Raw genomic sequence first — 26,218 nt, 5'->3', positions numbered from 1 at the left:
TATGTCGCAGATTTGTAACGAAGTAAACCCAGATAGATTGCAGCGCGCATCACACGAATTTATAATAAAAACCGGTTCTGATTTTTATAAAACAGTCTCCATGAGGTGATAAATGGCAATCGCAGATTTGGATAAGCAGCCAGATTCTGTTTCTTCCGTGCTGAAGGTGTTTGGCATCTTGCAGGCGCTCGGAGAAGAGCGTGAAATTGGTATTACAGAGTTGTCGCAGCGTGTGATGATGTCGAAAAGCACCGTTTATCGCTTTTTGCAGACGATGAAATCATTGGGTTATGTCGCGCAGGAAGGAGAATCAGAAAAATATTCTCTGACCCTGAAACTGTTTGAATTGGGCGCCCGCGCCTTGCAGAACGTGGATCTGATCCGCAGCGCTGACATTCAGATGCGTGAACTTTCGCGGTTGACGAAAGAGACCATTCACCTCGGCGCACTGGATGAAGACAGCATCGTTTACATCCACAAAATTGACTCCATGTACAACCTGCGCATGTATTCACGCATCGGTCGTCGTAACCCGCTGTACAGTACCGCAATTGGTAAAGTCCTGCTGGCCTGGCGCGATCGTGAAGAGGTTAGGCAAATCCTTGACGGTGTGGAATACAAACGCAGCACCGATCGCACGATAACCAGTACGGATGAACTGCTGAGCGTGCTGGATAAAGTGCGTGAGCAGGGTTATGGGGAAGATAACGAAGAACAGGAAGAAGGGTTGCGCTGCATCGGTGTGCCGGTGTTTGACCGCTTCGGCGTTGTCATTGCGGGACTGAGCATCTCTTTCCCAACGCTGCGTTTCTCCGAAGAGCGTCTTCATGAGTATGTGGCAATTCTGCATACCGCAGCGCGCAAAATTTCAGAGCAGATGGGCTATAACGAATACCCGTTCTGATCAATGCCTCCAATAAAAACGCCGCACTCTTGCGGCGTTTTTGTAAGCGAAATTTAGCTCTGATTAGCCGTTATCAACCACAACAGATGATTTACGCAGCACAGGACAGTTGGTTAACCCGATGATCCCGCTGTCGGAATGGATGTACTGAGCCGTGCTTACCCCCTGGGCGGTGAGATATTTACACTGAATACCCAAACCAGCGGCATTCTCTTTGCTTCCCATTAATACGCCATACCCACTTAACAGCAGGCCGATCCACACAAGTGCCAGTACAATTATCGTACGAACGAGTAAACGCATCGATGCCTCTTTTTTCTTTGTTGTCATGGAGTAAGCGTAACGGGTTTACGCAGTGAAACAAGTGCACGATTCCGAAAAGCGTCTGTTGAAGGTACAGTTAGCCCCTGTTTAAGATAGCCGTGATAACCTGGCTACATCAGGTCATAAGACGGAGTGTGGAGTGAAAAAAATACGCTGGGTAATTCTGATTATAGTGCTGATAGCATGCGTGGTGCTGTGGACGCAGACTATCAATGTGATGTGCGATCAGGATGTACAGTTCTTTAGCGGCATTTGTTCAATCAATAAGTTTATCCCCTGGTAGTGGCTATTTTTGCACTGAGCGATGTCCTTACGTGGCTGCAGTGGTAAAATGACTGTTTTTACTGAGGTGGTGAAATGGGTGAGTTAATGAATTCGGGGCTGCTGAGCATTGCATCCCTGGTAATGTCTTTAGTGGTGCTGGTCGTTGGACTGGTGCTGTGGTTCTTCGTTAATCGCGCCAGCTCCCGCACAAACGAGCAGATTGAGCTGCTGGAAGCATTGTTCGATCAGCAGAAACGGCAGACTGCGTTGCTGCGTCGTCTGTGCGAAGCCAACGAGCCGGAGGAGAAAGCGGTGCCGAAGGAAGCTGATGCTCAAAAACAAGACGAGGAAGAGTTCATTCGCCTGGTGGCCGAACGATAGTCTGCCCGGAACGGGGAGGTGGCCTGACGTGCGGCGTAAATCTCCTCCCTTATCAAATGTGACCCATAACATCCCAACATATAATTAAGCAGCAGTTAACTACTGTTTCAGTATACTGAAAACTGGCGAATATTTATCCTTATACAAGTCGTACCGTTTCGTTGAATAAATTGTGAGCTTTAACTTTCCCGAAGTGTTTTATTTTTATCGAAACGTTTTGCTTGCCTTGTTTTGAGGCAGAGTCATAAAAATTTCATTATTTTGGTGCAGAATAACGCTTATTAAATGGTGGATTTTAATACAGTTAGCAAAATGTATTTAACATCGTTTATTCACTGTCACACTCTGGTGCATTGCGATGTTTTCAGCATAACTTTTCACAAAATGTTCTAACTCAGTCATTCCTTTAAAGAAATTCAGGGATTGGGATGGACGCTTTGAAATGATTGAGCTATGTTTAAAAAGTCTTTGATTACAGGGCGCGTCAGCGCACCCTGTGGGCGGTGAGGTCAGGTGGCGCTTCATTTGACAATTCGCATAACTGTGCAGATTGTTATGGAGTAACGCCTGAATTTGTGCGGCGGATCGAGACACGTTTAAAAATGGCTTGCCATATTAAACGTTGTGTGTGATAACACGTTTTGGGTCAAACGAGGTACAGTTCTGTTTATGTGTGGCATTTTCAGTAAAGAAGTCCTGAGTAAACACGTTGTCGTTGAATACCGCTTCTCTGCCGAACCTTATATTAGTGCCTCAAGCAGTAATGTCTCAGTTTTATCTATGTTAAAGCCTGCGGGCTAAGAAAACACTCTAAGGAATTTTGCAAATGGCAAAGATTAAAGGTCAAGTTAAGTGGTTCAACGAGTCTAAAGGTTTTGGTTTCATTACTCCTGCTGACGGCAGCAAAGACGTGTTCGTACACTTCTCTGCAATCCAGGGTAACGGCTTCAAAACTCTGGCTGAAGGCCAGAACGTTGAGTTCGAAATTCAGGACGGCCAGAAAGGCCCAGCTGCGGTTAACGTAACTGCTATCTGATCGAATCACTGCTGACTGAAGCGCTTAGCGCTTCGATCTCAGACATAAGCCTCGCCGATGCGGGGCTTTTTTATTCACTTATTTTTCAAAATGTTACGTATTCCTCCTCTGTTATTATCTTGTTGCAAACCCGCGAGATTATTAGCATTGTTTTCCCGCCTTATTATCCCTTTTTCCCGTTAAATCAGGGCGTTGATTAACAGCCCTGGGGTTAAAGTGAAAAAAAAGACAATAACGGCCAACGGAAACTTTACACCGGCACGTTTTGCACTTCTGTGTCTCGCCATCTTTTGTAGCCTTGCTTTTCTGTTAGGCCGCGTGGCATGGCTACAAATTATCAAACCGGATAATCTGGTGAAGCAGGAGGATATGCGTTCCCTGCGCGAAGTGGCGATAGACGCCCCGCGTGGGATGATTGTTGACCGTGAAGGGCGTCCCCTTGCGGTAAGCGTACCTGTCCAGGCCGTCTGGGCCGATCCCAAAACTGTGCTTGATAAAGGGGGGATCGGCTTTGATTCGCGCTGGCAGGCCCTGGCAAATGCTTTACACCTTTCTCTGAGCACGCTCGCATCGCGAATAAACAGCAATCCGCACGGGCGATTCATTTATCTAGCTCGTCAGGTTGATCCCTCCCAGGCAAAGTGGATTGATAAGCTGCGTCTTCCCGGTATCAACTTACGCGATGAGTCCCGCCGCTTTTATCCTGCCGGACACGTGGCGGCAAACCTGATTGGCTTCACTAATATTGATGGTCAGGGTATTGAGGGCGTCGAGAAAAGCTTTAACACGCAGCTCACCGGGAAGGCAGGCGTGCGGCTGGTCAGGAAAGATCGCTACGGGCATGTGGTTGAGAACCTCACGGAGGTGGCGCCCGTACCGGCACATAATATCCAGCTTAGTATCGATGAACGCCTGCAAACTATCACCGAAGACGCGCTGGATAATGCCGTGGCGTGGAATAAAGCCGAGTCAGGCGCGTCGGTGCTGATTAATATCCAGACGGGCGAAATTCTGGCGATGGCGAGCTTCCCTGACTTCAACCCCAACAATCGGGAAGGGGCAACGCTGGATGACTTTCGTAATCGCGCGATCAGCGACACCTTTGAACCGGGTTCGACCGTTAAGCCTCTGGTGCTGATGACGGCGCTACAGCAGGGGCTGGTGCAGCCTGACAGCGTGATAGACACGCATCCCTACACCATTGATGGCCATCGTATTCGCGATGTGGGCTACTACCCCGAGCTGACCATGACCGGGATCCTGCAAAAATCCAGCGACACGGGCGTATCCCGTCTTTCTCTCGCGATGCCCGTGCAACGGTTACTTGATACCTATAAAAACTTTGGTTTTGGCGAGAGTACCGGGCTTGGCTTAACGGGAGAAAGCTCAGGTTTACTGCCGCAGCGAAAATTCTGGAGTCAGTTAGACAGGGCGACCTTTGCCTTTGGGTATGGCCTGATGGTTACTCCCCTCCAGCTGGCGCATGTGTATGCCACCATCGGTAGCTATGGCATTGAACGGCCTCTGTCCATCACCCGTATCGATCCCCCCGTGATTGGCAAACGGGTGATGCCCGGGGAGATTGTTCACGAGGTGGAACACATGATGGAGAGCGTCGCGTTACCCGGCGGTGGCGGGATTAAAGCGGCGGTGCGTAACTATCGTGTGGCGATTAAAACCGGGACGGCCAAAAAAATCGATGAACACGGTAAGTATGTGGATAAATATGTCGCCTACACAGCAGGCGTTGCGCCCGCCAGCGATCCCCGTTTTGCACTGGTGGTGGTGATCAACGATCCGAAAAACGGAGCCTACTACGGCGGGGCCGTTTCCGCGCCCGTGTTCAGCGAAATTATGGGTAACGTCTTGCGCCTGGAAAACGTGAAGCCAGACGGGCTGCCGGCAGATTCTGACCATCTGATCGTGATGCGTCACCCAGCCGTTTATAACCCTGGCGAATAGCGGTACACTTCGCCTTTTGGTTTTCGCCCTGGAGCTGTCATGTCTTTCAGTTGTCCCCTTTGCCACGCGCCGCTGACGCGCGCGGAGAAAACGTTCATCTGTCCACTGGGACATCAGTTTGACCAGGCTAAAGAGGGCTATGTCAATCTTCTGCCGGTACAGCACAAGCGTTCCCGGGATCCGGGTGACAGCGCGGAGATGATGCAGGCGCGCCGGGCGTTTCTTGACGCCGGGCACTATCAACCGCTCAGGGATGCCGTTGTCGACTTACTCCGTCAATATCTGACAGAAGGCGCATCCGCCATGCTGGATATCGGCTGCGGCGAGGGCTACTACACCGCCACGTTTGCTGACGTCGCGGCTGGGAAGGGCGCCGAAACTTACGGGCTGGACGTGTCGAAAGTGGCTATCCGTGCAGCAGCAAAACGCTACTCAGCGGTAACGTTCTGCGTGGCCTCCAGCCACCGCCTGCCGTTTGAGGAAGCGAGTATGGACGCCGTGGTGCGTATCTATGCCCCGTGCAAGGCAGAGGAGCTGGCGCGCGTCGTTAAGCCCGGCGGGTGGGTTATCACCGTTACGCCGGGACCGCGTCATCTGCTGGAGCTAAAAGGGCTGATCTATGATGAAGTTCACCTGCATGCGCCGCACTCTGAACAGCTGGCGGGCTTCGCGTTAAAGCAGGCACAGTCAGTGGCGTATGAGATGACGTTGCAGGGAAGTGAAGCGGTGGCGTTACTGCAAATGACGCCGTTTGCGTGGCGGGCAAAACCAGAGGTGTGGGAAACGCTGGCAGCACAGACAGAATTTCGCTGCCAGACGGATTTCAGCATCCATTGCTGGCAGCGCGAAGATTAACCCGCGAAGTGTGCCCAGAGTATTTGGGCACCAATCCCGATCAACACGATACCGCCCAGAATTTCGGCGCGTTTGCCTAACAGCGGGCCAATGAACCGCCCCACCATCATCCCCAGCGTTGACATAATCAGCGTGGCGCAGCCAATCGCCAGCGCGGTGGCGATAATATTGACCTGCAAAAACGCCAGACCGACACCGACGGCCATTGCGTCCAGGCTGGTTGCGATAGCGGTTGTCACCAGAAGCCAGAAGCCGTGGCGTTGCAGCGGCGCATCATCTTCATCGCTGTTGCCACGAAAACCTTCAATTACCATGCGTCCGCCGAGGAACACCAGCAGCACGAAGGCGATCCAGTGGTTCCACTCCAGCACAAACTGGCTGGCGAGCATCCCCAGACCCCAGCCAATAAGCGGCGTCAGCGTTTCGATTGCGCCAAAGATGAGACCGGTGCGCAGGGCTTCGGAAAATTTAGGTTTATGGAGGGTGGCACCTTTACCGATAGAGGCGGCAAATGCGTCCATGGACATGCCAAAAGCCAGAAGTATCGTAGCGGAGATATTCATAAGTGCGTCCAGACCGGGGATATCCATATGACACATCACTGCCCCCAGTAAACAGCAGTTGATGTATCTATGGTCTCGCCTGATCGCTTTTGGCACAGTAAGTGTGCTGAAAACGATCCGTACGCGCCACGTTTTGCAACGAGTATGTTGACACGTACATTTCCCGCAGGCAGGAAATCGGCTACTCCCCAACGACGGGCGCAACCTTAACATATTTTGAGAATATAAAACAACAACGAAGATGGCTTTATATAGCCACTATATTGATAACGATTTTCATTTAGGTTTATGCGTAAATGTATCGTTAATAAATATAAGTTAATTCGCAGGGGAGATATAGCATCGGCTATATTGCTGGTTTGAGAATAATACAATACATAGCCGATGCTATAAAATTAATTCATTGAATTTTAAGGAGTAATTTGTAGATTTTTTCCAGGTCGTCAATATTTTTGACGCGAATGAGCAGGCGGCGTTGTTCTAATTGCATCACCAGAACTCCGTCTTCGGATAAATTCATCTCTTTAATGCGGTTATATTCTATCCAGACATTGGCGAAGAAGAATCCGTGTTTTTTAAAAATGAGTTTTGGCGAGCGGATCCAGAACAGGTAAATCGCCATTAATGCCAGCGCACATAATAACCATGTGGTTAATATTGCGCCGTGGCTGGTCACATTATTGTAAATCAGGATGACTACCAGACCGGCGAAGATAAACGCATCAATGCGCCCACGGCGTAAGAGGGGAAGGGTCAGCAGCGTCTCGCCGTGGCGGCGAGGCATAATGAACTCGTCATAGATCGCGTAAGCCAGAAGGGCAACAATAAATAAAACCAGTACGGTGTCCGTGACAGTCATTCATCCTCCAGATAAAAAGACCGGGGGCAAGCCCCCGGTCGGTAACGCATTTTATTACAGACCCAGCAGGCCGACGGCGTAGCCCGCGATACCGATGACGAAGAAGCCAACGATGATCCACAGCGGGTTCACTTTCTTACGCAGCAGCCACATACAGGCGAAGGTTAACAGCAGCGGTACCAGGCCAGGCATCAGCTGGTCCAGAATGGTCTGCACGGTGGTGACGCGCGTCTGACCATCCTGACCGGTGATCGTCGATACCACCAGCGGGATGTTCACGTGCGTCCACTTGTTAACCAAAGCCCCCATTACAAACAGGCCGAGGATTGACGCCCCCTCAGTCAGTTTTTGCAGGAAGCCGCCGCCCATATCCTTAACGATATCCACCCCTTTACGGTAACCATACGCCACGCCGTAGTAGCGGGTCAGCAGACGCACCGCGTTGAACAGGATAAAGAACAGCAGGGGACCAAGCAGACTGCCGCTCATGGCGATCCCGGCGCCCAGTGCCGCAAAGACCGGACGCACGGTACCCCAGAAGATCGGGTCGCCCACGCCTGCCAGCGGCCCCATCAGACCGACTTTAATACCGTTGATAGCACCATCGTCGATCTCAGCCCCGTTTGCACGCTGCTCTTCCATCGCCAGCGTTACGCCCAGAACAGGCGCCGCTACGTAAGGGTGAGTGTTGAAGAATTCCAGGTGACGCTTAATTGCCTGACGGCGTGCTTCGTTGTTTTCCGGATACAGGCGTTTGATTGCCGGCACCATGGAGAAGCAGAAGCCGAGCGCCTGCATACGTTCGAAGTTCCATGAACCCTGAAACAGGTTAGAACGGATGAACACGCCACGAATATCACCCGGAGTGAGTTTTTTCTCAGTGGTAGTTTTTGTCATATCAACCATTTCGCTCACCTGTTAGTCCAGTTCGTTATCGAGATCGTTGTTACCAGCAGCCTGCGCAGGGGCACCCGCGACACGGTTGTATTTCGGGCTGAGCTGGATATAAAGAATCGCCATCACCGCACCAATCACACCCAGCGCAACCAGGTTGAAGTTGGTGAATGCAGCGGTAACGAAGCCAAGGTAGAAGAACGGCATCAGATAGCCTGCGCGCATCATGTTGATGACCATCGCGTAACCTACGACCACAATCATACCGCCCGCGATATTCAGACCGCCGGTGACCACTTCTGGTATGGCGTTCAGCATACTTTGAACTTCACTGGTCCCAACGGAAATCGCCACGATAACGGCCGGAATAGCGATACGCATCGCCTGCAGGAACAGGGACGAGACGTGGATCCAGGAGAGCGCTGTCAGGTTGCCGTTATCGGCCGCCTTATCCGCCGCGTGCTGGAAGGCAACGGTGATGGTACGAACAATGATGGTCAGCACCTGGCCTGCCGCGGCCAGTGGAATGGCCAGCGCGATACCGGCACCGATACTCTGATGACCGGCGATAACCAGAACGGTCGAAATAATGGACGCCAGCGCGGCATCTGGCGCAACTGCCGCACCGATGTTCATCCAGCCGAGGGCGATCATTTCCAGGGTACCACCGATGATGATACCGGTTTTCATGTCACCGAGAACGGCGCCAATCAACGTACAGGCCACCAGAGGGCGGTGGAACTGAAATTCATCAAGTACGGACTCCATACCCGCAATACACGCGACGATGAACACCAGCACAATCTGAAGAGTAGTAATCTCCATTGCACTTCTCCTATTACATAAGCTCTATATGAAAAACCGGCCCGGGCTTATTTCCCCACTTTGCCGATCAAATCCATCATTTTCAGTTTCTGATCCGTGGAAACCTTACGGGCTTCCAGCTCGATACCGCGTGCATTCAGCTTGTTGAAGGCCTCGATATCTTTCGCATCCACTGAAATCGCGTTGTTGACCTGCGTTTTGCCCTGACGGAAAGCCATACCGCCAATGTTAACGGAGGTGATTTTCACGCCGCCTTCAACAATGCGTTCAACGTCTGTCGGGTTGGTGAACAGAAGCATCACGCGTTCGCCCGCATATTTCGGGTTGTTGTAAACGCGGATCATTTTGGCGACATCCACGACGTGCGCGGTGACGCCCGGCGGTGCAACCTGGGTAAGAAGGGTTTTACGGACAGTGTCGGCGGCCACTTCGTCACTGACCACGATGATGCGTTGTACGTTGGTCTCTTTGGTCCAGCGCGTCGCCACCTGGCCGTGGATCAGACGGTCATCAATACGCGCAAGGCCGATAACCATGTAATCGTTCGGACCCATTGGCTTCGCCGGTGCCGCGGCTTTTGGTGCAGCAGGGGCAGGGGCAGGTTTTTCAACCGGCTGTGCTTTCAGCGCCTTCACGCCTTCGCGACCGGTTTCCACCGCCAGCGCCACCAGCTCGTCAAAGCCTGGGTTGTCGTCACGCGCCATGAAGGTTTCCACCAACATTGGGATATTTACCCCGGCGACGACTTCATAATGCTCTTTATCGACGACAATGCGGCTGGCAGCGTTGAACGGGCTGCCGCCCCATGTATCCACGAGAAACAGCACGCCTTTGCTGGTATCCAGCTTCTCAAGCTGAGCAGTGTACTTTTCAATCAGCGTCTCGGCGTTTTCACCGGGAACGAAATCGATCCAGCCGACGTTTTCCTGCTCGCCCAACAGCATTTCTGCCGTTTTGAGTAACTGCTCCGCAGCCCAACCATGTGTGCCTATGACAATAGCAATGGTCACTTGCTACCTCCTATTATTATCATTTATACGTCTGCCAGGCAGGCGTACTGAGAATCGTATTGGCGAACCGAATCGATTCAGATAAGGGTTAGAGTTCTAAAAAACCAAGACTTCCGCGAATTATTTTAGATAGTGAAAAAATAATTTATGTGATGAAGATCCGTAATTTAGCTACGCCTTACAGATTTTTCTGTAAGATAAACCACGTGTGTTACAGAAGTTTGCAAAGGAACGTAAATCTTTGCTAAAAACCCATTGTCTCTGATATGTTTAGCGTCCGTTTAATTATTCAGGAGTATAGGGCTACAGCCCACTATATGGACCGTCACCGACGTCAGTCATCTTCCAGGCCATTCCGCGCCTTATTCACCGGCGACCTTCGCCACGCATCGACCCCCATTCCCTTTGAAATGCCCGAAATTAGCGGGGCACCGTTTTGTCATTCCTTTAGCAGGAGCGTGTCATGGAATTCTTAATGGACCCGTCAATCTGGGTAGGCTTGCTTACGCTGGTCGTGCTGGAGATCGTTCTCGGTATTGATAACCTGGTGTTTATTGCCATCCTTGCGGATAAGCTGCCGCCGAAACAGCGTGATAAAGCCCGTCTGATCGGCCTCTCGCTGGCACTGATCATGCGACTGGGCCTGCTGTCCGTGATCTCGTGGATGGTTACGCTGACTAAGCCTCTGTTCACCGTCATGGATTTCACCTTCTCCGGCCGTGATTTAATCATGCTGGTGGGGGGGCTTTTCCTGCTGTTCAAAGCTACAACAGAGCTGCATGAACGGCTGGAGAACCGGCAGCATGATGATGGCCACGGTAAGGGGTATGCCAGCTTCTGGGTGGTGGTCCTGCAGATTGTGGTGCTTGATGCGGTCTTCTCACTGGATGCGGTGATTACAGCGGTTGGCATGGTGAACCATCTGCCGGTGATGATGGCGGCGGTTGTGATTGCGATGGCGGTAATGCTGCTGGCGTCGAAACCGCTGACGCGTTTCGTCAACCAACATCCGACGGTCGTCGTGCTGTGTCTGAGTTTCCTGTTGATGATTGGTCTGAGCCTGGTGGCAGAAGGTTTTGGTTTCCATATACCGAAAGGCTACCTGTACGCCGCGATTGGCTTCTCGATTCTGATCGAGCTGTTTAACCAGATTGCGCGCCGTAACTTCATTAAGCAGCAGTCGAATCAGCCGCTGCGCGCGCGTACCGCCGATGCGATCCTGCGCCTGATGGGCGGGCGTCGTCAGGTGAACGTGCAGGCGGATAACGAGAACCGTAACCCGGTTCCGGTGCCGGAAGGCGCGTTTGTGGAAGAAGAACGCTACATGATCAACGGCGTGCTTTCGCTGGCCTCCCGCTCCCTGCGCGGCATTATGACGCCGCGCGGTGAAATCAGCTGGGTGGACGCCAACCTGAGCGTCGACGAAATTCGCCAGCAGCTGCTCTCCTCGCCGCACAGCCTGTTCCCGGTCTGTCGGGGCGAGCTGGATGAGATCATCGGTGTGGTGCGCGCGAAAGAGATGCTCGTGGCGCTGGAAGAGGGCGTCAACGTCGAGGCCGTAGCGGCCGCGTCGCCTGCCATCGTGGTGCCGGAGACGCTGGATCCGATTAACCTGCTGGGCGTGTTGCGTCGTGCTCGCGGGAGCTTTGTTATCGTCACCAACGAATTTGGTGTGGTACAAGGTCTGGTAACGCCGCTGGACGTGCTGGAAGCCATTGCCGGTGAATTCCCTGATGCGGATGAAACGCCAGAAATCGTTGCCGACGGTGACGGCTGGCTGGTGAAAGGCACCACCGACCTGCACGCGCTCTCGCACACGCTGGGCGTCGAAAACGTGGTCAATGACGATGAAGACATCGCCACGGTAGCGGGGCTGGTGATTGCCGTTAACGGGCAGATCCCGCGTATCGGTGATGTGCTTGAGCTGCCGCCGCTGCAAATTACCATCGTTGAAGCCAACGACTATCGCGTTGATATGGTTCGTATTGTTAAAGAGCACTCTGTACACGACGAAGAAGAGTAACGCTATCTAGCGTAACGGCAATAAAGGCACGATGTGTCCGTTGTGACGGGCTGGCGGAGGGTTACTTTCCGCCAGCCATTTCGGAAACTCCCGCAGCGGCATCGGCCGCGCATACAAGTACCCCTGCAAAATATGTACGCTGTGGCGGCGCAAATAGCGTGACTGCTCCTCGGTTTCAACCCCTTCTGCAACCAGTTCAATATTCAACCTCTGGCCCAGCGCAATAATAATATCCGTTACCGTTGAGTTCACGGCGTCGGTGCCGATCGCGGTGGTGAAGGATTTATCAATTTTCAGCACGTCCGGGTGAAGTTTTTCAAGCCACGAAAGAGAACTATTGCCCGTACCAAAATCATCAATCGCAAGCTTCACCCCTTTGCGGTGCAGCTCTCGCACGATGCGGTAATCCACATCGAGCAACGCATCGCGCTCGGTTAACTCTACAATCAACTTTTGAACAGGGTTCGCCTTAAACCAGATGCGGTTGAGATCCCGGATCAGCGCAGCGCGGCGAAAATGGCTGGCGGCCACGTTGATGCCAATATGGAAATCCCGTGAGGCCGGGAAAAAGCCTATCTGCCGCACCGTTTCGCTGATGACGTAGCGGGTAAGCGGAACAATCAGGCTATGTTCTTCAGCCAGGGGGATAAAGACATCGGGAGAAATCCAGCCCTGACGCGGGTTGTTCCAGCGCAGGAGGATCTCGACGCCAACGCATTCCCGGGTGCGGGCGTTTACCAGCGGCTGGCAGAAGAGTTCAAACTCCCGGGCAGCAATCCCCATATTAATTTCCCAGGTGAAACTTATGCGTCGCGCCGTGGCAAGCCAGGCGATATAGCCCATCAGTAAACTGAGCATCAACGCCAGCGGTAGCTGGGTGGGCAGATTTTTCAATGCCATTTGGCCTGCCCCCGGGCCGCTGACCGTGACGCTGAAAGGGTAGTGCTGTGAAGACTGTTCCAGCAGGGAGGCGTGTTCATCGAAGGTCGGCGTATTCGTCACCTGCTGCCCGTCGCGGAGAAAATTATCGCCTACTCTCAGGACCACGTCGGTGATTTGTGGCCGCTGTGGCTCCAGAATCATTTTGGTGATGAGATCGATATTCACTACCTCCATCAACCCGTCACTGCCGTCGCCCGCAAGGGGTGACCACTGAATCAGTACCGGACTGCCCTTTAACAGCCACCGATCGGTCAACAAGATCAGCCTGGGTTCACTGGACGGAAGCATCGGCTCAATGTCACTGACGGGCATATTTCGGCTGCCAAATACGCTCGAGCAATACAGTATTCCGTCTTTGACGAGGGCGATGGAGCGCACGGTCTGGAGGATCGCCGCCTGTTTTCGCAGAATCGGATTCGCTTCAGCGCAGGGCATATCAACCAGAAAACGTAGAGTTTCACGCTGGGTTTCTAACGCAAGAAGCACCTTATCAAGCGCACGCACGGTGTGGTGAGTAAAGTCGTGGATCCGATCCTGATTAATGTTGCGCTGTGAAATAAAGCGAATGCCCAGCGTCAGGACGAGCGTAACGAGCGCAACCGTAACACAGACGATAACGCGTTTTCGGCGATAGTCTTTAATGATCGTTTGTGCAGTTTGCATGAACGGTCGCCTGATAAGCACCGGCCGGAAAAGCCAGACGCAACAGTGACAGTGTAGTGGGGAATACGTGAAGCGACGAGAGGCGGTGGGAAAATTCGCCCATCTGTTGCAGATGGGCGAAAAGGAAGGTTTAGTCGCACTGCACCTTAATGGCCAGACCGCCGCGCGAAGTCTCACGGTACTTCGCGTTCATGTCCTTGCCGGTTTCGTACATGGTTTCAATAACCTTATCCAGTGACACGCGTGGCTCGCTGGTACGGCGCATCGCCATACGCGAGGCGTTGATCGCTTTGACGGAGGCGATGGCGTTACGCTCAATGCACGGTACCTGCACCTGGCCGGCAACCGGGTCACAGGTCAGACCGAGGTTGTGCTCCATGCCGATTTCCGCCGCCACGCACACCTGCTCAGGGCTTGCGCCCAGCAGTTCCGCCAGACCGGCCGCCGCCATAGAGCAGGCCACGCCCACTTCACCCTGACAGCCTACTTCGGCACCGGAGATGGAGGCATTCATCTTGTACAGCGCGCCGATAGCGCCTGCCGCGAGGAAATAACGGATATAGATCTCCGATGTCACGGGCTCAATAAAGTGATCGTAGTAGGCCAGCACCGCCGGAACGATACCGCACGCGCCGTTGGTTGGCGCCGTCACCACGCGACCACCCGCTGCGTTCTCTTCGTTAACCGCCAGCGCAAACATGTTCACCCAGTCAACCACATTCATTGGATCATTGGAGAATTTGTCGGTGGTGACCAGCATACGGCGAAGCGCAGAGGCACGACGTGGCACACGCAGTGGCCCAGGCAGAACCCCCTCGGTGTTCATCCCGCGGTCAATACAGGCGCGCATGGTTTGCCACACGTTAGCAAAATAGTCTTCGATCTCTTTCTTGCTGTGCAGCGCCAGTTCGTTCTGCATCACCATGCCGGAGAGGGAGAGACCGGTCTCTTTGCAATAGGCCAACATCTCGGTGGCAGATTTAAACGGATAGGGCACATTCACATCGCCCGCGCTCTCTTTGCCAAAGTGTTCTTCGTCAACGATAAAGCCGCCGCCGATGGAGTAGTAGGTTTTACTGTAGATCTCTTTTTCGCCGCTCCAGGCGTGGATGGTCATACCGTTTTCATGCAGCGGCAGGTTGTCGCTACGAAAACGCATCCCGTCATCCTGCGGGAAGTCCACTTCGTGCTGACCGTTAGCCAGCAGCAGACGACCGCGCGTTTCCACGTCGCGGATAAATGCCGGAATGGCATCAATATCAACTGTGTCCGGCATATTGCCCGCCAGACCCATAATAATGGCGATATCGGTGTGGTGGCCTTTACCCGTTAATGACAGTGAACCGTAAACGTCTACGGCGACACGGGTAACGCTTTCCAGTAATCCTTTTTCGACCAGATCATCGACGAACTGTTTACCGGCCTTCATCGGCCCTACAGTGTGGGAAGAAGATGGACCAATCCCCACTTTGAACATGTCGAATATACTAATCACTTTCACACTCCTGACAGGGTTACTGGGGTTCCAGTAACGATGTTATAACTGCGCATAGTGTAAGAGGGAACACTAACCTCGGCTTAACTATTCACATGAATTAAACTAATGGTTAACGATGGTTTAGCTAATAGCGCGACGCCGATCGCAAACCTGCCAGAAAAGGGTGGAATGTAAAGTATAGTCAAGGCTTCAGGCCGATTTGTAGCGCAAGCTCACGAATGATGCCTGCCGTCATGCCCCAGACAAAATAATGCTGATACCACGACAGCCAGACCCGATGATCGTGCCCGCGGCGGTGAATATCCAGAGGATGATAGCGGCCCAGACGAAGGGCCTCTTCAAGCGGCATTTCGAACACCGCTGAAACTTCATCGACGCTGGCGTGATACTGAAGATCGGGCGGAATAATGCCGACGACCGGCGTAACCTGAAAACCGGTTACGCTGTCCACTGGCGGCAGCACGCCAATTACCTCGACCGCCTCCGGGGGGATCGCCACCTCCTCATGCGCTTCGCGCAGCGCGGCGGCAATCAGGGAAGCATCGGTGCTGTCCACCGCGCCGCCCGGAAACGCAACCTGACCGGCGTGTTTTCGCATATGCGGTGAGCGCTGGGTAAGCAACAGACCCGGCTGTTCACGACGCACGACCGGGATCAGTACCGCCGCCTGACGTTGATTCAGCGCGGCGCGGTTAACCTGGGGCCGCAGAAGCTGAAAACGCGACAGAAAATCATCCAGCGTCAGGTTGTCTTTCTTCACCGTGAGTTCTCCAGTTGTTTCAGGATACGATTCACTTTATCAAAGGTTTCCTGATATTCCGCCCCGGCCTGGCTGTCGGCTACAATGCCGCCGCCTGCGGAACAGTAAAGGTTACCGTCGCAGGCCGTCAGGGTGCGAATAGTGATGCTGGTATCCATGGTTCCGCACAGGCTCACATAGCCGATGCTGCCGCACCAGGCGTTGCGGCGATGCGGTTCCAGTTCGTCGATGATCTCCATCGCGCGGACCTTCGGCGCGCCGGTGATGGAGCCGCCCGGAAACGCGGCGCGGAGCAGATCGCAGGCGGTCCGCGAGGCCGGCAGGCGTGCAGTGATAGTACTGACCAGATGATGTACCGCCGGGAAAGGCTCCACAACGAACAGCTCCGGCACGCGCACGCTGCCCGGCTCGGCGACGCGGCCAATATCATTGCGCATCAGATCGACAATCATCAGGTTTTCAGCGCGATCTTTCGGCGAGGCCGCCAGCGTCTCCGCCTGCTGGCGGTCGGCGTTAGCATCGGCAAGGCGCGGCAGGGTGCCCTTGATCGGGCGGGTCTGAATAATACCGTCAGCCAGATGAATAAAACGCTCAGGCGAAAGGCTGAGGATGGCGCCGTGTTCAAGGCGTAAAAATGCGCTAAACGGGGCCTTATTGCTGGCATTGAGGCGGGTAAATGCCTGCCATTCGTCTCCCCGGTACGCCGCCTGGAAACGCTGGGCAAGGTTGACCTGATAACAGTCGCCGCTGTGAAGATACGCCTGCACGCGAGAGAATTTTTCCGCATATTCCGCCGCGCTCATGTTCGAGTGCCAGCCAGAGGTCAGCATAAAGTGTTCCGCTGTGGCGGGCCGTTGCGCCTCAAGCCAGGCCAGACGCGCCTGCACGTCTCGGTGGCTAAGCAGGGAAACCGTCTGCTTACGGTGATCCACGATTAGCGCCCAGTCATACAGCCCCACCGCCATATCCGGCAGGGAAATATCCGCCTGTGCATGCTCGGGCAGCTTTTCGAAACGGCGACCCAGATCGTAACCAAACAGGCCCAGCGCGCCCCCCTGGAAAGGCAGATCCGGATCCGGTGTGGCAGATAAGCCCAGAGCATAGATCTCGTTCTGAAGCCGCATCAGCGGATCGTCCGTGGGTGACAGCGCATCGGTCGTCAGCGTTTTAACCGGGTCGGCCACCAGAATATCAAAGCGGCTGTAGGGGTGATCCGCATGCCCGGAGTGCAGCAGCATGGCAAAAGGAAGGTGGCTCAGACGGGCAAACCAGAACTCGGCGGCGTCTGCACGCCAGGGTAAGGTCATAACAGTGGGGAAGCGCATGTTCATGTATGGCATACTACCGGGTAGCGTGAAATAATTAGCGCGAATAATTTAGCAGGAGTTAACGATGTTTGCAGGTTTACCTTCTCTCAGCCATGACCAACAGCAGAAAGCGGTAGAGCGGATTCAGGAACTGATGGGCCAGGGTATGAGCAGCGGAGAAGCGATCACCGTCGTCGCTCAGGAAATTCGCGCCAGTCATACCGGCGAGCGGATTGTGGCGCGATTTGAAGATGAAGATGAATAACCGGGCTTAAACTGCCGCGATAATCTTAATCTCCACCTTATACTCCGGTTTCATCAGCGTGGCCTGTACGGTGCAGCGTACAGGCGCGTGACCCGCCACTACCCACGCATCCCAGGCTTTATTCATCTCCGCGAAGTCGTCTTTATTCGCCAGGAAAATCGTCGCGTCCAGAATGCGGGATTTATCGCTGCCCTGTTTTTCCAGTACGGCGTCGATCTGCGCCAGGGTGTTAGCGGTTTGCTCGAAGGCGTCGGCGTCCAGATTGGCAGGGACACCGGTGTAGTACAGCGTCTGGTTGTGGATCACCACATCAGACCAGCGGGCTTCGGCATCAATGCGCGAAATTGTCATAAACGTATCCTCGTTATCTTTCATCGTCAGGCGGCAAGACTGCCATATTGTTCCGCCGTCGTCACTATTTGGGGTGGCACCGGAGAGAAGGGGCTGACATAATCCCTGTGCAAAAATACAGTGAGAGAACACCGTGGCAGACGATTTTTCCCCTGAAGGTCAGTTAGCACAGGCAATTCCCGGTTTTAAACCGCGCGAACCCCAACGTCAGATGGCGCATGCCGTCGCGCACGCCATCGACAAGGCGCAGCCGCTGGTTGTGGAGGCCGGCACCGGTACGGGGAAAACCTACGCTTACCTCGCTCCTGCGTTGCGGGCGAAAAAAAAGGTGATCATCTCTACGGGATCAAAAGCGCTCCAGGATCAGCTCTACAGCCGCGACTTACCCACGGTGGCGAAAGCGCTGAAATACAAAGGGCGTCTGGCCTTGCTGAAAGGGCGTTCTAACTATCTGTGTCTGGAGCGTCTCGAACAGCAGGCACTGGCGGGCGGTGACCTGCCGGTACAAACACTCAGCGATGTGATCGTCCTGCGCGCCTGGGCCAACCAGACGGAGGAGGGGGACATCAGCACCTGTGCGAGCGTGCCGGAAGACTCCCCGGCCTGGCCGCTGGTGACCAGCACCAACGACAACTGCCTCGGCAGCGACTGCCCGCTGTATAAAGACTGCTTTGTGGTGAAAGCGCGTAAAACGGCGATGGAAGCCGATGTGGTGGTGGTGAACCATCACCTGTTTCTTGCGGATATGGTGGTCAAGGACAGTGGTTTCGGCGAGCTGATCCCGGAGGCGGAGGTGATGATCTTCGATGAAGCCCATCAGCTACCGGACATCGCCAGCCAGTATTTTGGCCAGTCGCTCTCCAGCCGTCAGCTTCAGGATCTGGCGAAAGATATTACCATTGCCTATCGCACCGAGCTCAAAGATACCCAGCAGTTGCAGAAGTGCGCGGACCGCCTGGCGCAATGCGCACAGGATTTCCGCTTACAGCTTGGCGAGCCGGGCTATCGCGGCAACCTGCGCGAACTGCTGGCAGACAAAAATATCCAGCGCGCGCTGCTGCTGCTCGATGATGCCCTTGAGCTCTACTACGACGTGGCGAAGCTGTCACTGGGCCGTTCCGCCCTGTTAGACGCTGCCTTTGAACGCGCCACGCTCTATCGCGGGCGGCTGAAACGGCTGAAAGAGATCAACCAGCCGGGCTACAGCTACTGGTATGAATGTACCTCGCGCCACTTTACCCTGGCGCTCACGCCGCTGACCGTTGCCGATAAATTCAAAGAGGTGATGGCGCAAAAGCCCGGCACCTGGGTCTTTACCTCGGCCACGCTGTCGGTCAACGACGATCTGCACCACTTTACCGAGCGTCTCGGCATTGAGCAGGCTGAATCCTTACTCCTCCCAAGCCCGTTCGACTATGAGAAACAGGCGCTGCTGTGCGTGCCACGCAATCTGCCGCTGCCTAACCAGCCAGGGGCGGCGCGCCATCTGGCGGCCATGCTAAAGCCGATGATTGAGGCCAACAACGGACGCTGCTTTATGCTCTGCACCTCTCACGCCATGATGCGCGATCTGGCCGAGCAGTTCCGCGCGACCATGACGTTGCCGGTGCTGTTGCAGGGGGAAACCAGCAAAGGCCAGCTGCTCCAGCAGTTTGTCAGCGCCGGTAATGCCCTGCTGGTGGCGACCAGCAGCTTCTGGGAAGGGGTGGACGTGCGCGGCGATACGCTCTCGCTGGTGATTATCGATAAGCTGCCATTCACATCGCCGGACGATCCGCTCCTGAAAGCACGCATGGAGGACTGCCGTCTGCGCGGGGGCGATCCGTTCGACGACGTCCAGTTGCCGGACGCGGTTATCACGCTTAAACAGGGGGTAGGGCGACTGATACGCGACGTCACCGACCGCGGAGTGCTGGTGATCTGCGACAATCGCCTGGTGATGCGTCCCTACGGCGCCACCTTCCTCGCCAGCCTGCCGCCTGCGCCGCGCACACGGGATATTAAACGCGCGGTCCGCTTCCTGGCGAACCCGACGGCGGAGTAATTCTTCCCGGAGTGTGTTAAGATGCGCGCCATTTTGTGACTGACCATTGCGAGAGCGCGACGACTGATGCGAATTCTGGCTATTGATACCGCGACAGAGGCCTGTTCCGTTGCCCTGTGGAACGACGGTACGACTTTTGCTCATTTCGAAGAGTGCCCACGGGAACACACCCAACGTATTCTGCCCCTGGTAAAAACCATTTTAACTGAGGGCAACAACGCCCTGACTGACCTCGACGCGCTGGCCTACGGCCGTGGCCCGGGCAGCTTTACGGGCGTACGTATCGGGATTGGCATTGCGCAGGGGCTGGCGCTGGGCGCTGACCTGCCGATGATCGGCGTTTCAACGCTTGCGACTATGGCTCAGGGTGCCTGGCGCATGACCGGTGCCAGCCGCGTGCTGGCCGCGATTGATGCCCGCATGGGTGAAGTCTACTGGGCGGAGTACACCCGTGACGAAAACGGCGTCTGGCACGGCGAAGAGTCGGAAGCCGTGCTTAAACCTGAAGCCGTCACCGAGCGCCTGAAACAGCTCACCGGTGAGTGGGCGACGGTCGGAACCGGCTGGCCGGCATGGCCTGAGATGGCGAAGGACACCGGCCTTACGCTGGTGGACGGTAACATGCTCCTGCCTGCCGCCGAAGATATGTTGCCTGTTGCCTGTCAGCAGCTTGCCGCAGGAAAAACCGTGGCCGTTGAACACGCCGAGCCGGTTTATTTACGAAACACCGTCGCATGGAAGAAACTTCCTGGCCGCGAGTGAATCTCAGTAACAGGAACTGAGAAAAAGGAGTCGCATCATGGCGGTTCAGACTAAAGTTGTACGCTTTTTTATGGCAGGCGCGGTTGCCATAGCACTGAGCGGGTGCGTCACCGTTCCTGATGCGATCAAGGGCACCAGCTCGACGCCACAGCAGGATCTGGTACGCGTGATGAATGCTCCGGAGCTGTATGTCGGGCAGGAAGCGCGCTTTGGCGGCAAGGTGGTTGAAGTGCTAAACCAGCAGGGGAAAACCCGGCTGGAGATTGCCACCGTTCCACTGGACAGCGGCGCACGGCCTGTTCTGGGTGAAGCCTCGCGCGGGCGGATCTACGCTGACGTCAGCGGCTTCCTCGATCCGGTAGATTTCCGCGGACAGCTGGTGACCGTCGTCGGGCCGATTACCGGTTCGGTGGCGGGGAAAATCGGCAATACGCCATACAAATTTATGACCATGCAGGTGAACGGCTATAAACGCTGGCGTATCGCCCAGCAGGTGGTGATGCCGCCACAGCCAATCGATCCGTGGATGTGGGGTCCACATCCGTATCGTTACGGCTACGGTGGCTGGGGTTGGTACAATCCAGGCCCTGCACAGGTTCAAACAATCGTAACTGAATAAGTTACTGTTATTATTAGGAAAGAGACAGCGGCTCAGCCGCTGTCTCTGTTTTTTTACGGATAAAACGAAAAAAAAGAGTGACGCGCTTCGCAACCTGCAATCTGAACAATTAATAAACTGGTACGCTGAGTTAATATAATGTTAACAAACTGTTTATTATCGGGGCTGTGATGACGACGAACACTCATTTCAGAGGTGATGCATTGAAAAAGGTTTGGCTTAACCGTTATCCCGCGGATGTCCCTGCGGAGATCAATCCTGACCGTTATCAATCCCTGATTGAATTATTTGAACACTCGGTACGGCGCTACGCTGACCAGCCCGCATTTGTGAATATGGGCGAAGTGATGACTTTCCGTAAGCTGGAAGAGCGCAGCCGGGCGTTTGCGGCCTATTTACAGGAAGGGTTGGGCTTGCAGAAAGGGGATCGCGTCGCGCTGATGATGCCAAACCTGCTGCAATACCCGGTGGCGCTGTTCGGGATCCTCAGGGCGGGGATGATCGTGGTTAACGTTAACCCGCTCTATACTCCGCGCGAGCTGGAACATCAGTTGAATGACAGCGGTGCGGCGGCGATTGTGATTGTCTCCAACTTTGCCCACACGCTGGAAAAAGTCGTTGAAAGAACCCAGGTTAAGCACGTCATCCTGACGCGCATGGGCGACCAGCTCTCTACCGCGAAAGGTACGCTGGTCAACTTTGTCGTGAAATACGTTAAGCGGCTGGTGCCGAAATACCACCTGCCGGATGCCATCTCTTTCCGCCGTGCGCTGCATGCGGGCTATCGGATGCAGTACGTTAAGCCGGAGATCGTGTCAGAAGATCTGGCGTTCCTGCAATACACCGGCGGTACCACCGGCGTGGCTAAAGGGGCGATGCTGACCCATCGTAATATGCTGGCGAACCTTGAACAGGTGAACGCCACCTACGGGCCGCTACTGCACCCGGGCAAGGAGCTGGTGATCACCGCGCTTCCGCTGTATCACATTTTTGCGCTGACCATGAACTGCCTGCTGTTTATCGAGCTTGGCGGTCAAAACGTATTGATCACCAACCCGCGCGACATTCCGGGGCTGGTTAAAGAGCTGGCGAAATACCCGTTCACCGCCATGACCGGCGTGAACACCCTGTTTAACGCGCTGCTTAACAATAAAGAGTTCCAGCAGCTCGATTTCTCCACGCTGCATCTTTCTGCGGGCGGCGGGATGCCGGTTCAGCAGGCGGTTGCCGAGCGCTGGGTAAAACTCACCGGACAGTATCTGCTGGAAGGCTATGGTCTGACGGAATGCGCCCCGCTGGTCAGCGTCAACCCGCATGACATCGACTACCACAGCGGCAGTATCGGTCTGCCGGTCCCGTCGACGGAAGCTAAACTGGTGGACGATGAGGGTAACGAAGTGCCTCACGGCGAACCGGGCGAGCTGTGCGTCAGAGGGCCGCAGGTGATGCTGGGCTACTGGCAGCGCCCAGATGCCACGGATGAGATCATCAAAGACGGCTGGCTGTACACCGGCGACATCGCGGTGATGGATGACGAAGGTTTTCTGCGTATCGTCGATCGCAAGAAAGACATGATCCTCGTTTCCGGTTTCAACGTCTATCCGAACGAAATCGAAGACGTGGTGATGCAGCACAGCGGCGTGCTGGAAGTGGCAGCGGTGGGGGTTCCTTCCGGCAGCAGTGGTGAAGCGGTGAAGATATTTGTGGTCAAGAAAGATCCTTCTCTTACCGAGGAAGCGCTGATAACGTTTTGTCGCCGGCAGCTGACGGGCTATAAAGTGCCGAAGCTGGTGGAATTCCGCGATGAGCTGCCGAAATCCAACGTCGGGAAGATATTACGACGAGAATTACGTGACGAAGCCCGTGCCAAAGTGGACAATAAGGCCTGAGCTTCACGTTAATCGCCCAGACGCCGGTTAAGCCGGCGTTTTTTATGGGCGCAAACAAAAGAGAGTCCGATTTGAATTACCAGATGATCACTACCAACGACGAGCTGGTTTCGCTGTGCGAGGTGACGCGTGATTTCCCCGCTATCGCCCTGGATACGGAATTTGTCCGTACCCGCACGTACTACCCGCAGCTGGGCCTGATCCAGATGTATGACGGCAAACACGTGTCGTTGATTGACCCCCTCGGCATTACCGACTGGGCGCCAATGCGCGAGCTGTTGCTTGATACCGCCGTGACCAAATATCTGCACGCCGGCAGTGAAGATCTGGAAGTCTTTCTCAATACCTTTGGCATCATGCCGCAGCCGCTGATTGATACCCAGATCCTCGCGGCGTTCAGCGGTCGTCCGCTCTCCTGGGGCTTCGCGGCGATGGTGGAAGAGTACACCGGTCTGACGCTGGATAAGAGCGAATCGCGTACCGACTGGCTCGCGCGCCCGCTGACGGCGCGTCAGCTTGAATACGCCGCGGCAGATGTATTCTACCTGCTGCCGATTGCTGGCCAGCTTATGAAAGAGGCTGAGGCGTCCGGTTGGCTGTCTGCCGCCCTGGACGAGTGCCGCATGACGCAGCAGCGTCGTCAGGAAGTGGTTGATCCGAAAGAGGCCTGGCGTGACATCACTAACGCCTGGCAGCTGCGCACCCGTCAACTGGCCTGTCTGCAACTGCTGGCTGACTGGCGGCTGCGTAAAGCGCGTGAGCGCGATCTGGCGGTAAACTTCGTGGTGCGTGAAGAACACCTGTGGGCGGTAGCGCGCTATATGCCGGGTAGCCTTGGCGAACTGGACAGCATTGGCCTTTCCGGGAGTGAGATCCGTTTCCACGGTAAAACGCTGCTCGCGCTGGTAGAGAAAGCTCAGCAGCTGCCGGAGGACGCACTGCCAGAACCACTGCTTAACCTGATGGATATGCCGGGCTACCGCAAGGCGTTCAAAGATATCAAAGCGCTGGTGCAGACGGTGGCGGGGGAAAGCAAACTGAGCGCCGAACTGCTGGCTTCACGTCGTCAGATTAACCAGCTGCTGAACTGGCACTGGAAGTTGAAACCGCAAAATGGTTTACCTGAACTGGTCGCCGGATGGCGGGGGGAACTGATGGCTGAACGCCTGAATACCCTGCTGGAAGGGTATCCGCGCTAAAGAATTGTAGCCCCGGTAAGCGCCGCGCCACCGGGGAAATTGCCGGGCGGTACGATGCTTGCCCGGCCTACAAAACCACAAACGGATTAACGCGACTCTTCCGCTTCCGGAAGCGTCACGTTCAGCTCCAGAATCGAAATATCCCCGTCTTTTTGCTCCAGCTGAACGGTGACCATTTCCGGGTCAATCTGCACGTATTTGCAGATCACTTCCAGAATGTCTTTGCGCAGCTGCGGCAGGTAGTGCGGTTCGGCGTCGCTACGACGACGTTCCGCCACAATGATTTGCAGACGTTCTTTTGCGATGTTGGCGGTGCTTTTTTTCCGCGAGAGAAAAAAGTCCAGTAATGCCATAACTTATCCTCCGAACAGGCGTTTGAGGAAACCTTTCTTCTCTTCTTCAATGAAGCGGAAAGGACGTTCTTCTCCCAGCAGACGGTCAACGGTATCCGCATACGCTTTACCCGCGTCTGCCTGTGTATCCAGGATCACGGGCTCGCCCTGGTTAGAGGCGCGCAATACGGACTGATCTTCCGGGATCACGCCAACCAGTTTGATGCGCAGGATCTCCAGCACGTCTTCCATGCTCAGCATGTCACCTTTGTTCACCCGACCCGGGTTGTAGCGGGTCAGCAGAAGGTGCTCTTTGATCGGCTCCTGGCCATTTTCCGCGCGACGAGATTTCGAGGCCAGAATGCCGAGAATACGGTCGGAGTCACGTACTGACGAGACTTCCGGGTTAGTAGTGATGATGGCTTCATCCGCGAAGTAGAGCGCCATCAGCGCGCCGGTTTCGATACCGGCCGGGGAGTCGCAGACCACGAAGTCGAACTCCATCTTTTTCAGATCGTCGAGCACCTTTTCCACGCCTTCACGGGTCAGCGCGTCTTTATCACGGGTCTGGGACGCCGGGAGAATGTAGAGGTTCTCGGTACGCTTATCTTTAATTAGCGCCTGGTTAAGCGTGGCATCGCCCTGAATGACGTTCACGAAGTCATACACCACGCGACGCTCGCAACCCATGATCAGGTCCAGGTTACGCAGACCGATATCGAAGTCGATTACGACGGTTTTCTTTCCCTTCTGGGCCAAACCAGTAGCGATGGCCGCGCTGGAGGTGGTCTTGCCAACGCCTCCTTTACCCGAAGTCACAACAATAATGCGTGCCATAGAAATTCCTTGTTAAAAGGGATCAATTTAACGGTTGAACGGTCAAAGCGTTATCTGCCAGCTGCAGACGAGCCGCTTTGCCATAAAATTCGGCTGGGATTTTATCGCTCAGCCAATATTCACCTGCGATAGACACCAGTTCTGCCGTCAGGTGAGTACAAAAAATTTGTGCTTCTCGATCGCCGCTGGCGCCCGCAAGCGCACGCCCACGCATCATACCGTAAACGTGAATATTGCCGTCTGCAATCAGTTCTGCGCCCGCACTGACGTGGCTTGTAACAATCAGATCACAGTTTGGCGCATAAATGCGCTGACCGGAACGAACCGGCAGATCAATCAATCGCGTTTTTGTGACTGGGGCTACATTTTGCGCCGGAGGCGGGGGAGCGGGAACGGTTGCAGGCGTTGCACGCGGGGATTTTTCTCTACCCTCGTTTAACAAGGGCAAACCCGCGCGTTCAATTTCGGCTTTTAACTCTGCGTCTTTACAGCCGCTTATACCCACGATGCGCAACCCCGTGGAGACGACGGCCTGCTGGAGTCGCTTCCAGTTAACCGGCCCCTCAAGGTCGCTTACATTAACGACAACAGGAGCATGCTTAAGAAAAGCGGGAGCCTGCGCGATTTTGTCTTCTAACGCCTGACGAATAACCTCGGGTTTTGCATCATGCAAATGAACCACTGATAAGGTGAAGCTACTGCCTTTAAGCTCGATGGGCGTATTTGACATCCTGGCCTTACTCAATTTGCTATTAACCGCAACACATCGCCGCGATATTCCGAAGAGTATCAGGCATGTTATAGTCAGGAGTATATTGAGGCAAGCAACCACCCATTAATTCAGAGTAAA

At 54.6% G+C, this 26,218-nt stretch carries 27 protein-coding genes and 1 pseudogene; 14 read left to right on the top strand and 14 right to left on the bottom strand.

Going from position 1 to position 26,218, the window contains the following annotated elements; translation table 11 throughout:
- The first annotated feature begins 112 nt into the window (after positions 1-112).
- A complete protein-coding gene (kdgR, locus tag CKK19_RS15320; RefSeq protein WP_063853551.1) occupies positions 113-904 on the top strand; it encodes a DNA-binding transcriptional regulator KdgR in 792 nt (263 codons plus the stop codon).
- A 63-nt stretch (positions 905-967) separates the two neighbouring features.
- Here kdgR and CKK19_RS15315 read toward each other — a convergent pair whose 3' ends face one another.
- Positions 968-1,207, bottom strand: coding sequence for a YobH family protein (locus CKK19_RS15315; protein ID WP_022648454.1), 240 nt, complete (start codon positions 1,205-1,207; stop codon positions 968-970).
- 160 nt (positions 1,208-1,367) lie between these two features.
- Here CKK19_RS15315 and mgrB point away from each other — a divergent pair, with 160 nt between their 5' ends.
- The 6 genes and pseudogenes from mgrB to rlmA all read left to right on the top strand — a co-directional run bounded on the left by mgrB (position 1,368) and on the right by rlmA (position 5,726).
- Positions 1,368-1,511: a PhoP/PhoQ regulator MgrB gene (mgrB, locus tag CKK19_RS15310; RefSeq protein ID WP_003859906.1), complete on the top strand. Its 144-nt coding sequence runs from the start codon at positions 1,368-1,370 to the stop codon at positions 1,509-1,511.
- Positions 1,512-1,585: 74 nt separating this feature from the next.
- The gene (locus CKK19_RS15305) at positions 1,586-1,873 is read left to right on the top strand and encodes a YebO family protein (RefSeq protein ID WP_038416254.1); all 288 of its coding nucleotides are present in this window, start codon (positions 1,586-1,588) and stop codon (positions 1,871-1,873) included.
- Positions 1,874-2,542: 669 nt separating this feature from the next.
- A pseudogene (locus tag CKK19_RS15300) lies at positions 2,543-2,687 on the top strand (DUF2627 domain-containing protein).
- 12 nt (positions 2,688-2,699) lie between these two features.
- The gene (gene cspE, locus CKK19_RS15295) at positions 2,700-2,909 is read left to right on the top strand and encodes a transcription antiterminator/RNA stability regulator CspE (protein ID WP_001062678.1); all 210 of its coding nucleotides are present in this window, start codon (positions 2,700-2,702) and stop codon (positions 2,907-2,909) included.
- 216 nt (positions 2,910-3,125) lie between these two features.
- Positions 3,126-4,871, top strand: coding sequence for a peptidoglycan glycosyltransferase FtsI (ftsI, locus tag CKK19_RS15290; RefSeq protein ID WP_023300357.1), 1,746 nt, complete (start codon positions 3,126-3,128; stop codon positions 4,869-4,871).
- Between the two features lie 39 nt (positions 4,872-4,910).
- Positions 4,911-5,726 carry a 23S rRNA (guanine(745)-N(1))-methyltransferase gene (gene rlmA / locus CKK19_RS15285; protein WP_063853550.1) on the top strand — a complete coding sequence of 272 codons (816 nt, stop codon included), beginning with the start codon at positions 4,911-4,913 and terminating at the stop codon, positions 5,724-5,726.
- On the opposite strand, the gene mntP is transcribed toward rlmA, so the two are convergent.
- From mntP to manX, 5 genes are all read right to left on the bottom strand, one after another.
- Positions 5,723-6,289 carry a manganese efflux pump MntP gene (mntP, locus tag CKK19_RS15280; RefSeq protein ID WP_032622454.1) on the bottom strand — a complete coding sequence of 189 codons (567 nt, stop codon included), beginning with the start codon at positions 6,287-6,289 and terminating at the stop codon, positions 5,723-5,725. The two genes, rlmA and mntP, sit on opposite strands and share 4 nt — an antisense overlap.
- A 400-nt stretch (positions 6,290-6,689) precedes the next feature.
- Positions 6,690-7,148, bottom strand: coding sequence for a DUF986 family protein (locus tag CKK19_RS15275; RefSeq protein WP_063853549.1), 459 nt, complete (start codon positions 7,146-7,148; stop codon positions 6,690-6,692).
- Between the two features lie 54 nt (positions 7,149-7,202).
- Complete coding sequence (locus CKK19_RS15270) at positions 7,203-8,054, bottom strand: PTS mannose transporter subunit IID (RefSeq protein WP_006810994.1); 852 nt, start codon at positions 8,052-8,054, stop codon at positions 7,203-7,205.
- 12 nt (positions 8,055-8,066) lie between these two features.
- Complete coding sequence (manY, locus tag CKK19_RS15265; protein WP_022648448.1) at positions 8,067-8,867, bottom strand: PTS mannose transporter subunit IIC; 801 nt, start codon at positions 8,865-8,867, stop codon at positions 8,067-8,069.
- A gap of 47 nt (positions 8,868-8,914) precedes the next feature.
- Entirely contained in the window at positions 8,915-9,877 is a 963-nt protein-coding gene (gene manX / locus CKK19_RS15260) for a PTS mannose transporter subunit IIAB (protein WP_022651434.1), read from the bottom strand.
- Between the two features lie 463 nt (positions 9,878-10,340).
- On the opposite strand from manX, the gene yoaE reads away from it, so the two are divergent.
- Complete coding sequence (yoaE, locus tag CKK19_RS15255; RefSeq protein ID WP_023300354.1) at positions 10,341-11,900, top strand: CNNM family cation transport protein YoaE; 1,560 nt, start codon at positions 10,341-10,343, stop codon at positions 11,898-11,900.
- A gap of 6 nt (positions 11,901-11,906) precedes the next feature.
- On the opposite strand, the gene CKK19_RS15250 is transcribed toward yoaE, so the two are convergent.
- The 4 genes from CKK19_RS15250 to pabB form a co-directional block, all read right to left on the bottom strand.
- Positions 11,907-13,505 carry an EAL domain-containing protein gene (locus CKK19_RS15250; RefSeq protein WP_023300353.1) on the bottom strand — a complete coding sequence of 533 codons (1,599 nt, stop codon included), beginning with the start codon at positions 13,503-13,505 and terminating at the stop codon, positions 11,907-11,909.
- 130 nt (positions 13,506-13,635) lie between these two features.
- The gene (gene sdaA / locus CKK19_RS15245) at positions 13,636-15,000 is read right to left on the bottom strand and encodes an L-serine ammonia-lyase (protein WP_063146325.1); all 1,365 of its coding nucleotides are present in this window, start codon (positions 14,998-15,000) and stop codon (positions 13,636-13,638) included.
- Between the two features lie 184 nt (positions 15,001-15,184).
- A complete protein-coding gene (locus tag CKK19_RS15240; protein WP_022648443.1) occupies positions 15,185-15,763 on the bottom strand; it encodes a CoA pyrophosphatase in 579 nt (192 codons plus the stop codon).
- A complete protein-coding gene (pabB, locus tag CKK19_RS15235) occupies positions 15,760-17,094 on the bottom strand; it encodes an aminodeoxychorismate synthase component 1 (RefSeq protein WP_063853548.1) in 1,335 nt (444 codons plus the stop codon). Before pabB ends, CKK19_RS15240 begins: the two co-directional genes overlap by 4 nt.
- Before the next feature lie 61 nt (positions 17,095-17,155).
- Here pabB and CKK19_RS15230 point away from each other — a divergent pair, with 61 nt between their 5' ends.
- The gene (locus tag CKK19_RS15230; protein WP_022648441.1) at positions 17,156-17,335 is read left to right on the top strand and encodes a YoaH family protein; all 180 of its coding nucleotides are present in this window, start codon (positions 17,156-17,158) and stop codon (positions 17,333-17,335) included.
- 6 nt (positions 17,336-17,341) lie between these two features.
- On the opposite strand, the gene CKK19_RS15225 is transcribed toward CKK19_RS15230, so the two are convergent.
- Positions 17,342-17,686, bottom strand: coding sequence for a RidA family protein (locus tag CKK19_RS15225; protein ID WP_063853573.1), 345 nt, complete (start codon positions 17,684-17,686; stop codon positions 17,342-17,344).
- Positions 17,687-17,819: 133 nt separating this feature from the next.
- Here CKK19_RS15225 and CKK19_RS15220 point away from each other — a divergent pair, with 133 nt between their 5' ends.
- From CKK19_RS15220 to rnd, 5 genes are all read left to right on the top strand, one after another.
- Positions 17,820-19,730 (top strand): ATP-dependent DNA helicase, encoded by a 1,911-nt coding sequence (locus CKK19_RS15220; RefSeq protein ID WP_063853547.1) that lies wholly within the window; start codon positions 17,820-17,822, stop codon positions 19,728-19,730.
- 66 nt (positions 19,731-19,796) lie between these two features.
- On the top strand, positions 19,797-20,492 hold the full coding sequence (tsaB, locus tag CKK19_RS15215) for a tRNA (adenosine(37)-N6)-threonylcarbamoyltransferase complex dimerization subunit type 1 TsaB (protein WP_063853546.1): 696 nt from the start codon (positions 19,797-19,799) through the stop codon (positions 20,490-20,492).
- 37 nt (positions 20,493-20,529) lie between these two features.
- A complete protein-coding gene (locus CKK19_RS15210; RefSeq protein ID WP_225455178.1) occupies positions 20,530-21,111 on the top strand; it encodes a Slp family lipoprotein in 582 nt (193 codons plus the stop codon).
- Between the two features lie 203 nt (positions 21,112-21,314).
- On the top strand, positions 21,315-23,000 hold the full coding sequence (gene fadD / locus CKK19_RS15205; protein WP_072201026.1) for a long-chain-fatty-acid--CoA ligase FadD: 1,686 nt from the start codon (positions 21,315-21,317) through the stop codon (positions 22,998-23,000).
- Positions 23,001-23,083: 83 nt separating this feature from the next.
- The gene (gene rnd / locus CKK19_RS15200; protein WP_225455181.1) at positions 23,084-24,199 is read left to right on the top strand and encodes a ribonuclease D; all 1,116 of its coding nucleotides are present in this window, start codon (positions 23,084-23,086) and stop codon (positions 24,197-24,199) included.
- Positions 24,200-24,285: 86 nt separating this feature from the next.
- Here rnd and minE read toward each other — a convergent pair whose 3' ends face one another.
- Genes minE through minC form a run of 3 tightly spaced genes read right to left on the bottom strand, consistent with a single transcriptional unit; the run spans position 24,286 to position 26,098 of the window.
- Positions 24,286-24,552: a cell division topological specificity factor MinE gene (gene minE / locus CKK19_RS15195; protein ID WP_003859937.1), complete on the bottom strand. Its 267-nt coding sequence runs from the start codon at positions 24,550-24,552 to the stop codon at positions 24,286-24,288.
- 3 nt (positions 24,553-24,555) lie between these two features.
- Entirely contained in the window at positions 24,556-25,368 is an 813-nt protein-coding gene (gene minD / locus CKK19_RS15190; RefSeq protein WP_003859938.1) for a septum site-determining protein MinD, read from the bottom strand.
- 22 nt (positions 25,369-25,390) lie between these two features.
- Positions 25,391-26,098, bottom strand: coding sequence for a septum site-determining protein MinC (gene minC, locus CKK19_RS15185; protein WP_063853545.1), 708 nt, complete (start codon positions 26,096-26,098; stop codon positions 25,391-25,393).
- Positions 26,099-26,218 lie beyond the last annotated feature (120 nt).

It is taken from the genome of Enterobacter sp. CCUG 70166 (assembly GCF_020224095.1).
GTDB lineage: Bacteria > Pseudomonadota > Gammaproteobacteria > Enterobacterales > Enterobacteriaceae > Enterobacter > Enterobacter intestinihominis.
Note: the sequence above shows the minus strand (reverse complement) of the source record. Positions and strands in the feature narration are given on the sequence as shown.

Bases quoted from the DNA above. Each gene is read 5' to 3' on its own strand.
- kdgR (WP_063853551.1), top strand. From the start codon at position 113: ATGGCAATCGCAGATTTGGATAAGCAGCCAGATTCTGTTTCTTCCGTG.
- CKK19_RS15315 (WP_022648454.1), bottom strand. From the start codon at position 1,207: ATGCGTTTACTCGTTCGTACGATAATTGTACTGGCACTTGTGTGGATC.
- CKK19_RS15305 (WP_038416254.1), top strand. From the start codon at position 1,586: ATGGGTGAGTTAATGAATTCGGGGCTGCTGAGCATTGCATCCCTGGTA.
- cspE (WP_001062678.1), top strand. From the start codon at position 2,700: ATGGCAAAGATTAAAGGTCAAGTTAAGTGGTTCAACGAGTCTAAAGGT.
- rlmA (WP_063853550.1), top strand. From the start codon at position 4,911: ATGTCTTTCAGTTGTCCCCTTTGCCACGCGCCGCTGACGCGCGCGGAG.
- mntP (WP_032622454.1), bottom strand. From the start codon at position 6,289: ATGAATATCTCCGCTACGATACTTCTGGCTTTTGGCATGTCCATGGAC.
- CKK19_RS15275 (WP_063853549.1), bottom strand. From the start codon at position 7,148: ATGACTGTCACGGACACCGTACTGGTTTTATTTATTGTTGCCCTTCTG.
- CKK19_RS15270 (WP_006810994.1), bottom strand. From the start codon at position 8,054: ATGGTTGATATGACAAAAACTACCACTGAGAAAAAACTCACTCCGGGT.
- manY (WP_022648448.1), bottom strand. From the start codon at position 8,867: ATGGAGATTACTACTCTTCAGATTGTGCTGGTGTTCATCGTCGCGTGT.
- yoaE (WP_023300354.1), top strand. From the start codon at position 10,341: ATGGAATTCTTAATGGACCCGTCAATCTGGGTAGGCTTGCTTACGCTG.
- CKK19_RS15250 (WP_023300353.1), bottom strand. From the start codon at position 13,505: ATGCAAACTGCACAAACGATCATTAAAGACTATCGCCGAAAACGCGTT.
- pabB (WP_063853548.1), bottom strand. From the start codon at position 17,094: ATGAACATGCGCTTCCCCACTGTTATGACCTTACCCTGGCGTGCAGAC.
- CKK19_RS15230 (WP_022648441.1), top strand. From the start codon at position 17,156: ATGTTTGCAGGTTTACCTTCTCTCAGCCATGACCAACAGCAGAAAGCG.
- CKK19_RS15225 (WP_063853573.1), bottom strand. From the start codon at position 17,686: ATGACAATTTCGCGCATTGATGCCGAAGCCCGCTGGTCTGATGTGGTG.
- tsaB (WP_063853546.1), top strand. From the start codon at position 19,797: ATGCGAATTCTGGCTATTGATACCGCGACAGAGGCCTGTTCCGTTGCC.
- CKK19_RS15210 (WP_225455178.1), top strand. From the start codon at position 20,530: ATGGCGGTTCAGACTAAAGTTGTACGCTTTTTTATGGCAGGCGCGGTT.
- rnd (WP_225455181.1), top strand. From the start codon at position 23,084: ATGATCACTACCAACGACGAGCTGGTTTCGCTGTGCGAGGTGACGCGT.
- minE (WP_003859937.1), bottom strand. From the start codon at position 24,552: ATGGCATTACTGGACTTTTTTCTCTCGCGGAAAAAAAGCACCGCCAAC.
- minD (WP_003859938.1), bottom strand. From the start codon at position 25,368: ATGGCACGCATTATTGTTGTGACTTCGGGTAAAGGAGGCGTTGGCAAG.
- minC (WP_063853545.1), bottom strand. From the start codon at position 26,098: ATGTCAAATACGCCCATCGAGCTTAAAGGCAGTAGCTTCACCTTATCA.